The sequence below is a fragment of the Paucibacter sp. XJ19-41 genome (assembly GCF_028462495.1).
Lineage (GTDB): Bacteria > Pseudomonadota > Gammaproteobacteria > Burkholderiales > Burkholderiaceae_C > Roseateles_E.
Map to the genome: position 1 here is coordinate 1 of NZ_JAQOWX010000146.1, position 11,953 is coordinate 11,953.

Genomic DNA, 11,953 nt, shown 5'->3' on the forward strand with positions numbered 1-11,953 from the left:
CAGCGCCCGCACCTCGCTGGCCACGACCGCGAAGCCGCGGCCCTGCTCGCCGGCACGCGCCGCCTCGACCGCCGCATTCAGCGCCAGGATATTGGTCTGGAAAGCGATGCCATCGATGGTGCCGATGATGTCGGCGATGCGGCGGCTGGCGCCGTTGATCTGCTCCATCGTGCTGACCACCTGGCCCACCACGGCGCCGCCGCGCTGGGCCACGCCCGAGGCGGTGGCGGCCAGCTGGTTGGCGCTGGCGGCGGCATCGGCGCTGTGGCGCACGGTACTGGTCAGCTCCTCCATCGAGCTGGCGGTCTGCTGCAGATTGCTGGCGGTCTCCTCGGTGCGCTGGCTCAGGTCCTGGTTGCCCGAGGCGATCTGGCGCGCCGCCACCGCCATGTCCTCGCTGGTGGCGCGCACCTCGCGCATCACCGTGTCAATCTTGGCGACAAAGAGATTGAAGGAGCGGGCGATGTCGGCGATCTCATCCTCGCCGCGGGCGAGCAGACGCTGGGTCAGGTCACCATTGCCCGAGCCGATCTCGTCCATCGCATCGCGCACGCCGGCCAAGCCCTTGAGCATCACGCCGATGGCCAGCGCCGACAGCAGCGCCGCGACCACCGCCACCGCGACCAGGGCCACACCGGCGGTGGCCAGCAGATCGCTCAGCGCGGCCAGCGCCTCGCCGCGCTCGGCGGCGGTCACCAGGGTCCAGTCGGTGCCGGGCACGCGGGTGGCCTTCAGGAAGAAGTCCTGTGCGCCGATCTCGGCCTCGACCAGCTCGGCGCCGGCGGCACGGGCCAGCAGCGCCGGGCTCAGCGCGGCCGACAGCTCGGCCACCGGCTTGAGCGTCAGCGCGGCGTCCGGGTGGGCGACGATCTTGCCACCCGGCTCGACCAGGAAAGCAAAGCCGCTGGGCGTCGGCTTGATCGACTTCAAGGTCGCGATCACATCGTCCAGTGCCACATCGGTGCCGGCCACCGCGCGGGTGCTGCCACCGGCCTTGATGGCCATCGCGAAGCTGACCACCAGCTTCTTGCTCGACGAGGCGATATAGGGCGCGGTGATCACCGCCGCGTCGCTGGCCTCGGCCAGCTTGTACCAGGGACGCGCGGTCGGGTCGTACTCGGCCGGGCGCTGGCGATCCGGCACCGAGACCATGCGCTTGTCGGCGCTGCCCAGATAGGCCAGGTCCAGGCGGCCGGACTTCAAGGCCTGCTCCAGCATGGGCTGGGGGCTGTCCAGCGCGGCGGCCGGCGTCAGCGCACTGACGATGTCCTTCTGCGCCTTGACCCAGCCTCCCATCGTGCCGGCATGGGCCTCGCCCAGATCGTTCAGCTGGGCCAGCACCTGGCGCTGGGCATGGCCGCTGACACTCAGATAACTGGCCAGGGTCGCCACGCCGATGGCGGCAATCACGATCAGGATGCAGATCGCGATCAGGCGGCTTTTGATGGTCTTCAGCATGGGGCTCCGGGGGCTGGGCGCAAAGCGCACGAGTGTAGACAGGCCAAGCCCCGGAACCAAGGGTAAACACCAGTTAGCGCGTGAACTCGGTCACGCGCCCCGCCTTCAGACCTTGTGCGTGGACAAGAGGATGCTGGTCTCGGTGTGCGCGATGCCCTCGATCAGGCGCACGCCGCTGAGCACCCGGTCGAACTCTTCCAAGGTGTCGGAGCGCAGCTCGGCGACCAGATCCCAGCGCCCGTTGGTGCTGTGCAGGGCCGCCACATTGGGATGGCCGCGCAGCTCGCGCAGCACCTCGGCGGCGCGGTTGCCCTCGACCGCGATGCTCATCAGCGCGCGGATGCGCTGGGCCTCGGCGGCAGGCCGCAGGCGCACGCTGTAGCCGACGATCACCCCCTCGCGCTCCAGCCGGGCGATGCGGTTCTGCACCGTCGCCCGCGCCACCCGCAGCTGGCGGGCCAGCGCGACGACAGGCAGGCGGGCGTTGTCGCGCAGCAAGGCGATCAATTCGCGGTCGGTGTCATCGATATTGGCCATAACGCCAATTTTATGCTGACACTTTGTCTAGCAAACCGGACAAATTGGTCGCTTTGCCATCTTTTCGTTAGCTGCACTCCTCTTCAGAATTTGCGCAAAGCGGCCAGCAAAAACGCCAGCCCGCGCCCGGAGACTTTCGATGACACGCTTTGTAGACGTACCCGCCCTGACCCAGCTGTTGCAACGACGTGGCGTCGCCGCGCTGATGGCCGAGCTCAGCGAGGCCTTGCGCGAAGACTTTCTGCGCTGGGAGGATTTCGACAAGTCGGCCCGCGTGGCCAGCCATTCCGCCCAGGGCGTGATCGAGCTGATGCCGGTGGCCGATGCCCATCGCTATGCCTTCAAGTATGTCAACGGCCACCCGGTCAACACCAGCCGCGGCATGTACACGGTGATGGCCTTCGGCGTGCTGGCCGATGTGGCCAGCGGCTATCCGCTGCTGCTGTCGGAGTTGACACTGACCACGGCGCTGCGCACCGCCGCCACCTCGGCGATGGCCGCCAAGGCGCTGGCCCGGCCCGACTCGCGCCGCATGGCCCTGATCGGCAACGGCGCGCAAAGCGAGTTCCAGGCCCTGGCCTTCCACACCCAGCTGGGCATCAGCGAGATCGTCGCCTACGACATCGACCCGGCCGCCACCGCCAAGCTGGAACGCAATCTGGCCGCCTTCCCGGCGCTGAAGGTCCGCCGTGCAGGCTCGGTGGCCGAGGCGGTGCGCGGCGCCGACATCGTCACGACGGTGACGGCCGACAAGACCCGCGCCACCATCATCAGCCCCGAGATGATCGAGCCCGGCATGCACATCAACGGCGTCGGCGGCGACTGCCCCGGCAAGACCGAGCTGCATGCCGATGTGCTGCGCGCGGCGCGCATCTTTGTCGAGTACGAGCCGCAGACCCGCATCGAAGGCGATATCCAGCAGCTGCCGGCCGACCATCCGGTGGTCGATCTGTGGCGGGTGCTGGCCGGCAGCGCCGAAGGGCGCCAGAGCCGCGAGCAGGTGACAGTATTCGACTCGGTGGGCTTCGCGCTGGAGGACTACACGGCGCTGCGCCTGGTCTACCGCCTGGCCCAGGAGTTCGGCATCGGCCAGGAGGTCGAGCTGGTGCCGCCGGCCGACGACCCCAAGGACCTGTTCCGCCACACCCGGGGCGGGCGCGCCCAGCTCAGGCGCGCCGCCTGAAACGGGGCGTCGGCCGCGGCCGATGTGCAGTTTGTAGCGTTTTGCCGGTCCAGATCCGGCTATCGCGCGCTTGAGCCGGGGTTACAGTCGGACGCATCCCTGCACAGGACGTGTCCGAGGTCATATTGAGCCGCAAAGCTTCCAGCTCGCTGTTTGTCGCCATTGCAACGGGCGCCAGCATCGGCCTGCTGCTGCCGGCGCTGATCATCGGCGGCATCCTGATCGGCCTGCGCGAACCGCAGCAGGCCGAGCAGATCCAGCAGCGCGAGCTGCAGGCCAAGCTCGATGTGCTGGCCTCCAGCCTGCCCGAGCTGCTGTGGAACCTGGATGCGGTGGCCGCCCGCGAGGTGGTGTCGGCCATCATGAAGTCGCCCGAGGTGGTGCGGGTGCGGGTCAGCGATGCCTCGCAAGGTGTGCCCTTCATCGAGATGCGCTTCCCGGAGCGCCAGAAGGGCCAGCTCTACCAGGGCGAGCGCGAGATCTATCGCGGCAGCGCCCGCATCGGCCATATCCAGATCGAGCTGGACGACCATCTGGCCAGCGCCGCGCTGGCGCGCCAGCGCTGGCTCTACGGCGCCACCGTCGGCGGCCAGCTGCTGATCTCGCTGGCCCTGATCCTGGCGCTCTTGAATTCCCGCGTGATGCGGCCGCTGCGCGAGCTCGGCGGCTTCGCCAACGATCTGGCGGCCGGGCGTTTCGCGGCCCGGCTCAAGCGCGAGCGCGATGACGAAATCGGCCGCCTGGGCGGTCATCTGGAACATATGCGCGACGCGCTGCAGCAGCAGTTCGAGTCGCAGCGCGATCTGATCAACCGGCTGCGCGGCATGGCCGAGACCGTGCCGGGCGTGGTCTACCAGTTGCGCCTGCGCGGCAACGGCGAGTTCGCGTTCGCCTATGTCAGCGAGGCGGTCAAGGACTATTTCCGCCTCAGCGCCAACGAGCTGGCCGAGGATGCCAGCGCCTGGTTCGAGCAGCTCCATGCCGAGGACCGCAAGCCGGTGATGGACTCGCTGCTGGCCTCGGCCCGCCACCTGACGCCCTGGCAGCAGGAGTTCCGCACCCACCACCCCGACGGCAGCGAGCGCTGGCTCTATGGCAATGCGATCGCGCAGCGCGAGGAAGGCCAGGACGGCTCCGGCGTGCTGTGGCACGGCTTTCTGACCGATATCTCGCGCCAGCGCCGCGATGCGCTGGAGCTGGAGCGCTACCGCCATCATCTGGAAGAACTGGTGCAGGCGCGCACCGCCGAGCTGGCCGAGGCCACCCAGGCCGCCCAGGCCGCAAGCCTGGCCAAGAGCGCCTTCCTGGCCAATATGAGCCATGAGATCCGCACGCCGATGAATGCCATCATCGGCCTGACCTATCTGGTGCGGCGCGATGTCGTCGAGCCCGAGCAGCAGGAGCGGCTGCGCAAGGTGGCCGACGCCGCCGAGCATCTGCTCAGCGTCATCAACAATGTGCTGGACTTCTCCAAGATCGAGGCCGGCAAGCTGCAGCTGGACCGCGCCGAGTTCACGGTCGGCCAGGTGATGGACGGCATCTCCAGCATGCTGGCGCAGCGCGCGGCCGAAAAGCGGCTGAAGGTCGAGCTCGAGCTCGACCCGGCACTGGCGGCCCGCCCGCTGTTGGGCGATGCGCAGCGTATCGCCGAGGTGCTGCTGAACTTCGCCGGCAATGCGGTCAAGTTCACCGACCAGGGCTTTGTGCGCCTGAGTGCCAAGGTGGCCCAGGAGTCCGGCAATTCGGTGCAGCTGCGCTTCGAGGTGCGTGACAGCGGCATCGGCATCGCCGAGGACGTGCAGCAGCGTCTGTTCCAGGACTTCGAGCAGGCCGACAGCTCGACCACGCGCCGCTACGGCGGCACCGGCCTGGGCCTGGCGATCTGCCGGCGCCTGGCCCGGCTGATGCATGGCGAGGTCGGGGTCGAGAGCGCGCCGGGGGCCGGCAGCCTGTTCTGGTTCACCGTGCTGGTCGAGAAGTTCGAGGGCCGGGCCCGGCTACCGCTGCCGCTGAGCCGCAACCAGGTGGCGCAGGAGCTGCAGAAGTCCTTCGCCGGCACCCGCGTGCTGCTCGCCGAGGACACCGCGGTCAATCAGGAGGTCGCGGTGGCCCTGCTGTCCAGCGCCGGTCTGCAGGTCGATGTGGCCGAGGACGGCCAGCAGGCGGTGGACATGGTGGAGCGGCAGGACTATGCGCTGGTGCTGATGGATGTGCAGATGCCCGTGATGGACGGTCTGGACGCGACCCGCACGATACGCCGCAGCGCGCGCGGCCGCGATCTGCCCATCCTGGCGATGACGGCCAATGCCTTTGCCGAAGAGCGCCAGCGCTGCCTGGACGCCGGCATGAACGACCATGTGGCCAAGCCGGTGGTGGCCGAGCAGCTGTTCGCCACCTTGCGGCTGTGGCTCAGCAGGCAGGCCACACCGACGAACTGAGGGCTAGCGGCTCTGCTTGATCAGTCGGCCCGAATCCTTCTGCAGCGGGCGGGCATTCATCGGGTAGAGCTTGGCAAAGATCTCGATCTGCTCGCCCGACAGCTGCACCGGCTGGCGCATCACCATCCACAGCACGCCCTCGCTGCAGGGCGGCGTCGTCAGCGAGCCCATATAGGTGTAGTAGGCGCGGTCCTCGGGCAGCAGCTGCAGCAGGTCCAGCGTGCCCGGCCCCGGCTGCGCCTCGTGTTTTTCCAGCGGCAGATTGTTCCAGACGGTCTGCACCAGGGCCTGATGGATGGGGCCGCGCTCCAGCAGCACGGCCAGCACCGCGAGCCGGCCCTCGGCGTCCTTGTGCACCAGATGGGCCACCATATCGAACTGGCGGCCATTGATGCGTTCCTCGCTGGGCCGATGGAAATGGAACTGCTGCAGCTCGAAGCGCCGCCCCATCACCTGCAGGAAGTTGCCCGGCGCGATATTGACCTGCACCGTGTGGCCGGTGTCCAGCACCGCGAAGCCGCTGGGCTTGTAGTCGAACTGGATGGGTTCCAGATCGACGCGGATGCCGTCGCGGATATCGATCGGGCTCTGGCGGGTGCCGATGGCGCAGAGGCGGTACTCGGGCTTGAGCCCGCCCCAATGCTCGGGCGCACCTTCGCCGCCATAGGCCCAGTGGATCTGCGCGGCCGGCTTGGCCGGCGCGGGCCTGCTGCCACGTTCGTCGACGCGGCTGCGTGCCTTGGGCGGGGCGATGGGCTCGGTCTTCGACGTCAGGCGTTCGGCCAGTCGCTGGCGCAGCACCTCGGCCGACTCATCGCCGGCTGCCGGCTCGACCACGGCCGCTGCCACGGGCGGCTTCGGCGCTTTGCTGGTGCTCATGGCCGCCGGCCGGCCCTGGGCCACGGCGGCCGAGGCGACGAACAGCAGCATCAACAGACAGGCATGGCCGGGCGAAAGCGCCCGTATCGATGACAACATGATTTCTTCCGGCGCCGCCCATGCGGCCCCCCACCCCGTCTTCATCGGCCGAGCGGCGCCGCTCTTGAGCCGCGTCAGTACATCTGCGGCTTGACCTTGATCCAGGCCACCAGGCCTATGCCCATCATGCACATCGAGGCCAGCGCCAGCGCCACGGTCGAGTGCATCACCAGTGGCACGACGACACCGGCCACCAGGCCATTGGCCGCGCTGCCGATGCAGGCCTGCAAAGAGGAAGCCATGCCGCGCCGGTCCGGCGCCTGGTCCAGCACCATCAGCGTCACGACCGGCACCATCAGCGCCCAGCCAAAGGCAAAGACCGCGATCACCGGCAGAGCCCAGAAGGGGCTGGGCTCCAGCAGCAGGTTCAGCGTCACATTCAGCACCGAGACCAGCAGCATGATGACGAAGCCATGGCGGATCTGGTGGCGCGGCTTGATCTTGCCGGCCAGCCGGCCGCTCAACCAGGCCCCGCCCATGATGCCGCCGATCGAGAAGCAGAAGAACCAGAAGAACTGGGTCGGCGCCAGATGCAGGTGCTCGCCCAGAAACACCGGGGCCGCCAGCACATAGAGAAACATGCCGTTGAACGGGATGCCGCTGGCCAGGGCCAGGAGGAGGAAGCGCCGGTTGGTGCACATCTGCCGGTAGCCGCGCATCAGCGAGCCGATGTGGAAGGGCTGCTTCTGATCCTGGTGCAGGGTCTCGGGCAGCAGCCGCCAGTTCGCCACCACCAGGGCCGCGCCGATCAGCACCAGGAACCAAAAAATCGAGTGCCAGTCGGCATGGACAAACAGAAAGCCGCCCACCATCGGCGCGATCGCCGGCGCGATGCCGAAGAAGATCGTCACCTGGGACATCACCCGCTGCGCCTCCGAGGGCGGGAACATATCGCGGATGATGGCCCGCGAGACCACCACGCCGGCACCGGCGGACATGCCCTGCACGGTGCGCCAGAACACCAGCTGGCCTATCGTGCCGGCCAGCGCGCAGCCCAGCGAGGCCAAGGTGAACACCACCATGCCCCACAGCACCACCGGGCGGCGGCCGAAGCTGTCGGACAGCGCGCCATGGAACAGATTCATCACCGCAAAGCCCAGCAGATAGCTGGACAGGGTCTGCTGCATCTCGACCGGCGTCGCATTCAGCGCCTGCGCGATGCCGGAGAAGGCCGGCAGATAGGTGTCGATCGAGAACGGCCCCACCATGCCCAGACAGGCCAGCAGGACGGCAAGAGCCCAGCGCGGTGCGCGCCAAAGGGTGCTGGCATCGGGATTCATCGGGGTTTTGTGCGCTACACGCCCGCTCGGTCGGCAGGTCTGATGGGCAGTGCCGCAGTGTAGCGGCGCCCTCTAAACTCGGCACTCCTGTGGCTATGGCATGACGGAACAATGACGGAACCCTTGAACATCGGCATCATCGGCCTGGGCGTGATGGGCCAGCGCATGCTGGCCCGTCTGGCCACCCACCAGCGGCTGCGCGCCGCCTGGGTCTGGGATGCCAATCCGGCGGCCGTGGCCCAGACCTTGGCCGCCTACCCGCAGCTACAGGCTGCGGCCAGTGCGGAGCAGCTGATCGCCACACCCGGCCTGCACAGCCTCTATATCGCGACACCGCCCGCTGCGCACATGAGCCTGTCGCATCTGGCCTTCGATGCCGGCCTGGCGGTGTTCTGCGAGAAGCCGCTGACGGTGGACTTTCCCGCCGCACAGGAGGCCATCGCCCGCATCGCCCGCGAGAAGCAGCGCGCTGCAGTGGATTTCTCGCTGGCTTCAGCGCCGGGCCTGGGCGCGCTGCAACTGGCCTTCGGCGCGGCCTCCAGGCTGCCGCTGGGCCCGCTGAGCTCGGTCGAACTCGAGGTGGCCTTCGCCGCCTGGCCGCGCCCCTGGCAGGCCGGTGCCGGCGCCTGGCTGGCCGAGCGCGAGGAAGGCGGCTTCACCCGCGAGGTGCTGTCGCACTTCGTCTTCGTACTGCAGCGCGTGCTGGGTCATGCCGAGGTGCTGGACAGCCAGGTCGATTACCCCGCCGACGGCCGCAGCGCCGAGACCGCCTTGAACGCCCGGCTCGAAGCGGCCGGCGTACCCATCCGCATCGCCGCCCGGGTGGCCAGCGACGTGCCGGTGCCCGACCACAACCGCATGCTGTGGCGCGCCAGCGAGGGCGAGGTCGAGCTGCGTGAATGGTTCGGCGTGACCCAGCAGCGCCGCAGCGAGGGCTGGCAGCCGCTGGGTTCGTCCGACGCGCTGCGAGCCAGCAGCCAGGCCGACCAGCTGGACCAATGGGTGGCGCTGATCGAGGGCCGCTCGCACAGCCTGCCCGGCTATGCCGAGGCGCTGGCCGTGCAGCAGACCATCGAGGCGCTGCTGACAACCCGCTAAGTCAGTGGGTGACAGAGCTACTCGCTTCGCTCGGGCGGTCTGTCACGCCAATCAAAAGTAAGAGTGAAGCAAGCCGATAGGCCGGATTCTGTGCAAGACCTGACCCTTGCGGGCTTTGGTCCTGTGACCGCCATTCCTCTGGGCCGGGCATCACTGCCCGGCTCGGTGCCACCTACCCGCCAGCTCAGCGAGCCGCCTCGATACTGGCCTACTTGGTGTTGCTGCGCGTAGAGATTGCCCGTTTCACCCGATCCCATGGGCTGCGCTCATGGTCCCGCAGGGCTTGCACCCCGCACGTTTGATCGACTCGTCTCTGTTGCTCTGATCCTCGGCTCACGCCGGACAGCCGTTAGCTGCTACGCCGCTCTATGCAGTCCGGACCTTCCTCCAGCCCCAGGTTTCCCTGATCGGGCCAGCGGCGGTCTGGCTTGCTTCACGGCCACATTATCGTTCATCGCTTCAGGCTCGCAATCGCACCCGCCATCATCGCGACGCCCAGCAACTGCAACGGACTCAAGGCACGCCCGTAGACGGCCCAGTCGACCAGCACCGCCGCCGCCGGATAGACGAACTGCAGCAGCGCGATGCGGCCGGCCGGCAGCCGGTTGATGCCGGCATAGAGCAGCACATAGGCGAGGCCCGTGTGTATCAGGCCCAGACCGGCCAGCCAGCCCCAGGCCGCACCCCAGGCCGGCCAGCCCTGCGTCAGCGGCCAGGCCAGCAGCACCACGCTGCCGACCGCGCACTGCCACCAGGACAGTGCGAAGGAACTGACCCCGCGCACCGATTTCGCGATCAGGGTCACGGCGGCATAGCTGAACGAGCCGCCCAGGCACATCAGCAGGCCCCAGCCATAGGCGGAGTCAATCTCCCGCCATTGGTCCAGCAGGCCGGTGGCCAGCGCCAGCCCCAGCAGCGCGATGAGCACCGCCGCGCCCTGCCGGCGGCTGAAGGGCTCGCGCAGGAACAGCACGCCGAAAGCCATCACCAGCAGCGGCTGCACATGGAAGACCACGGTGGCCACCGCGATCGAGCTGCGCTCGATGGCCGCGAAGAACAGCACCCAGTTGACCAGCATCAGCAGGCCGGCCGCGACGGCGGCCAGCAGGCCGCGCCGCGCCAACCGCAGCTCGCCCAGGCGAGCGCTGGCCAGGCCCCAGACCAGCAGGGCCAGAGCGCCGAAGGCACAGCGGAACCAGACCGCCGTCAGCGGATCCTGGCCGGCCTCCTCCAGAAACACGCCGAGCGTGCCCAGCAGCAGGCCGCCGGCCAGCATCAGGGCCTGGCCCTGGCGTTCTTCGCGAGAGGCCGTCGGTGCGGGAGCGAGTGTCGATGCAGGCATGCCGCGATGCTCGGCCAGCCGGCAAATCCTGTGAAGCGGATAGTTTTGCTGGCTACCATTCGCTTATCGAATAGCTGGAGCGAGCGATGCGGGATCTGCAACTGGACTGGCTCCGCGCCTTCGTCGCGGTGGTCGATGCCGGCTCGCTATCGGCCGCCGCACCGCTGCTGCACCGCTCGCAATCGGCCGTCAGCATGCAGCTGCAGAAGCTGGAAGAGGCCGTCGGCCGGCCGGTGCTGCTGCGCGGCCCGCGCCATCTGGAGCTGACTCCGAGCGGCCAGGAGCTGCTGGGTTTTGCGCGCCGCATGCTGGAGCTGCATGGCGAGGCACTGACCGCGCTGCACGGCCCGCAGCTGGGCGGACGGCTGCGTTTCGGCGTGCCCGACGACTATGCAGCCGGCTATCTGACGCCGCTGCTGCGCAGCTTCGCGAACCGCCATGCCGGGGTCGAGATCGAGCTGGTCTGCGAGCAGTCGACCGCGCTGATCCCGCAGGTGCAGCGCGGCGAGCTGGATCTGGCCCTGGTCTCGCAGGACAAGCCCGGCCGCGGCACCCATCTGTTCGACGAACCCCTGGTCTGGGTCGGGGCCGCGCAGCACGAGGCCTGGCGGCGCGAGCCGCTGCCGGTGGCCGTCTACGAAAGCGGCAGCATGGCGCGCCGCGATGCGCTGGCGGCACTGAACGCGCAGCGGCGCGGCCACCGCATCGTCTATCACAGCGCCAGCCTGGCGGGCCAGCTGGCGGCGGTCGGGAGCGGGCTGGCGGTGGCCGTGCTGACGCGCTGCAGCGTGCCGCCGGGCCTGCAGATCCTCGGCGACAAGCAGGGCCTGCCGCCGCTGCCCACGATGGCCGTGGCCCTGCTGCGCAGCCGGGCCTCGCGCACATCGGCGGCGGCCGATGCGATGCAGGAGCTGGCGCTGCGCACGCTGGCCTGACAGGCCGCGCGCTTCAGTCCTCGCCGTCTTCGGCCTGTTCCTCGTCGTCCTTCTTGGCCTGGCGGGCCAGCTCGGCCTCCAGCGGACGCAGCGAATCGATCAGCGCTTCGGGCGGCTTGGGCGCGACCAGGCGCAGCGCCGGCGGCGGCAGCGCGCTCAAGTACGGCGGGCCGAACCAGTGCTGCTGGTCCAGCCGCCTGGCCACCAGCAAGGCCTGCGAGCAGACCAGAAAACCCAGCACCCCCCAGGCCAGCGCCCGCCGGCCGCGCGGCCAGACCAGACTGCCATGCCAATACACAAGACCAGCCAGCCCGAGCGGCAGGATCAGCCCTTCCAGCGGCAGCAGCTGGCGCAGCGAGAAGGCATAGGCCAGCAGCGGCAGCAGCGCGCCCACCAGGCTCATCAGCGCCACGCCGACCAGGGCCCGCCACAGATGGCTGGCGAAGGGGAAGCGGTGCTGGAACAGCTGGGTCACCAGGGCCCAGAGCGCGGCCCAGCTCAGCAGCAGGCCCAGCGGCATCAGCACCGCGGCGGCATAGTCGATCCACGGCGAGCCCGGGTTCAGCGAGCTCCACTGGTCCAGCCACAGCGCGCCCAGCCACAGCAGCATCAGCCCCGCCAGCCAGCGCAGCGGCGGCGCACCGGCGGCCAGCAGCAGCGGCTGCTCCGGCGCCAGCGCATCGCTGCTGCGGCGCAGGCGCAGC

10 protein-coding genes and 1 other RNA gene are annotated in these 11,953 nt (G+C 69.0%); 4 read left to right on the plus strand and 7 right to left on the minus strand.

Annotation, left to right across the window (positions count from 1 at the left end; genetic code table 11):
- Both PO768_RS25280 and PO768_RS25285 read right to left on the minus strand, forming a co-directional pair.
- Positions 1-1,458, minus strand: a 1,458-nt coding sequence (locus PO768_RS25280) for a methyl-accepting chemotaxis protein (RefSeq protein WP_272648244.1), incomplete at its 3' end; no start/stop codon positions are given.
- Between the two features lie 105 nt (positions 1,459-1,563).
- The gene (locus PO768_RS25285) at positions 1,564-1,995 is read right to left on the minus strand and encodes an Lrp/AsnC family transcriptional regulator (RefSeq protein ID WP_137941181.1); all 432 of its coding nucleotides are present in this window, start codon (positions 1,993-1,995) and stop codon (positions 1,564-1,566) included.
- A gap of 139 nt (positions 1,996-2,134) precedes the next feature.
- Between PO768_RS25285 and PO768_RS25290 the strand changes: the two genes are divergently transcribed.
- Positions 2,135-3,178, plus strand: a complete 1,044-nt coding sequence (locus PO768_RS25290; protein ID WP_272648245.1) for an ornithine cyclodeaminase — start codon at positions 2,135-2,137, stop codon at positions 3,176-3,178.
- A 125-nt stretch (positions 3,179-3,303) separates the two neighbouring features.
- On the plus strand, positions 3,304-5,616 hold the full coding sequence (locus PO768_RS25295) for an ATP-binding protein (protein ID WP_272648246.1): 2,313 nt from the start codon (positions 3,304-3,306) through the stop codon (positions 5,614-5,616).
- Positions 5,617-5,619: 3 nt separating this feature from the next.
- Here the strand turns inward: PO768_RS25295 and PO768_RS25300 are convergent, their stop codons facing one another.
- Positions 5,620-6,594 (minus strand): carbonic anhydrase, encoded by a 975-nt coding sequence (locus tag PO768_RS25300; protein WP_272648247.1) that lies wholly within the window; start codon positions 6,592-6,594, stop codon positions 5,620-5,622.
- A 74-nt stretch (positions 6,595-6,668) separates the two neighbouring features.
- Positions 6,669-7,874: a multidrug effflux MFS transporter gene (locus tag PO768_RS25305; RefSeq protein WP_272648248.1), complete on the minus strand. Its 1,206-nt coding sequence runs from the start codon at positions 7,872-7,874 to the stop codon at positions 6,669-6,671.
- 111 nt (positions 7,875-7,985) lie between these two features.
- On the opposite strand from PO768_RS25305, the gene PO768_RS25310 reads away from it, so the two are divergent.
- Positions 7,986-8,972, plus strand: a complete 987-nt coding sequence (locus PO768_RS25310) for a Gfo/Idh/MocA family protein (RefSeq protein WP_272648249.1) — start codon at positions 7,986-7,988, stop codon at positions 8,970-8,972.
- 61 nt (positions 8,973-9,033) lie between these two features.
- Here PO768_RS25310 and rnpB read toward each other — a convergent pair.
- Both rnpB and PO768_RS25320 read right to left on the minus strand, forming a co-directional pair.
- An RNA gene (gene rnpB, locus PO768_RS25315) (RNase P RNA component class A) lies at positions 9,034-9,407 on the minus strand.
- Between the two features lie 16 nt (positions 9,408-9,423).
- Positions 9,424-10,314: a DMT family transporter gene (locus PO768_RS25320; protein WP_272648250.1), complete on the minus strand. Its 891-nt coding sequence runs from the start codon at positions 10,312-10,314 to the stop codon at positions 9,424-9,426.
- Between the two features lie 86 nt (positions 10,315-10,400).
- On the opposite strand from PO768_RS25320, the gene PO768_RS25325 reads away from it, so the two are divergent.
- Positions 10,401-11,249 carry a LysR substrate-binding domain-containing protein gene (locus tag PO768_RS25325; RefSeq protein ID WP_272648251.1) on the plus strand — a complete coding sequence of 283 codons (849 nt, stop codon included), beginning with the start codon at positions 10,401-10,403 and terminating at the stop codon, positions 11,247-11,249.
- Positions 11,250-11,262: 13 nt separating this feature from the next.
- On the opposite strand, the gene PO768_RS25330 is transcribed toward PO768_RS25325, so the two are convergent.
- On the minus strand, positions 11,263-11,953 hold a 691-nt coding region (locus PO768_RS25330; protein WP_272648252.1), incomplete at its 5' end, for a hypothetical protein.